This is a genomic window from Mesorhizobium sp. M7A.F.Ca.CA.002.04.1.1 (genome assembly GCF_004022805.1).
Classification (GTDB): Bacteria; Pseudomonadota; Alphaproteobacteria; order Rhizobiales; family Rhizobiaceae; genus Mesorhizobium; species Mesorhizobium ciceri.
Window position 1 is genome coordinate 1 of the sequence record NZ_RZPL01001266.1, and the last position, 571, is coordinate 571.

A 571-nucleotide genomic window follows, 5' to 3' on the forward strand; every position below is an offset into this window, starting at 1 on the left:
TCGTGGAAGATCTCGCGGGTCGTGCCGCTTTCCACCACCTCGCCGGCATACATCACGATCATCTCGTCGCAGAGTTCGGCGATCACGCCCAGATGATGCGAGATGAACAGCACCGAGCAGCCGATGTCGCGCTGCAGATCCTTGAGCAGTTCGATGGTGGCCACCTCCAGCGTCGCATCGAGCGCCGTGGTCGGCTCGTCGGCGATCAGCAGCGCTGGCTCCATCATCAGCGCCATGGCGATGGCGATGCGCTGCTTCATGCCGCCGGAGAATTCGTGCGGAAACTGCGTCAGCCGGCTTTCCGGATCGGGAATGCGAACCTTGCGCAGCATGGCGACCGAGCGCGCATCCTTGTCCCGCTTCGACAGACCCGAGCGATACTGGATGTCGCGCATCTGCCGCCCCACCGACAGCACCGGGTTGAGCGCACCCATCGGGTCCTGGAAAACGGTGGCGATCCTTTGCCCGCGCAGGCCGCGCATCGCGGTGGGGTCGAGCCGGGCAAGGTTCTTGTCGCCCTCGAAGATGATGTCGCCCGATAATATCTCGCCATTGTCGGCGAGCCTGTCTC

General features: G+C 63.9%; 1 protein-coding gene. It reads right to left on the bottom strand.

The window, feature by feature from the left end; genetic code table 11:
* The coding region (locus ENZ75_RS33715) for an ABC transporter ATP-binding protein (RefSeq protein ID WP_164888277.1) at positions 1–571 on the bottom strand (571 nt) is incomplete at both ends.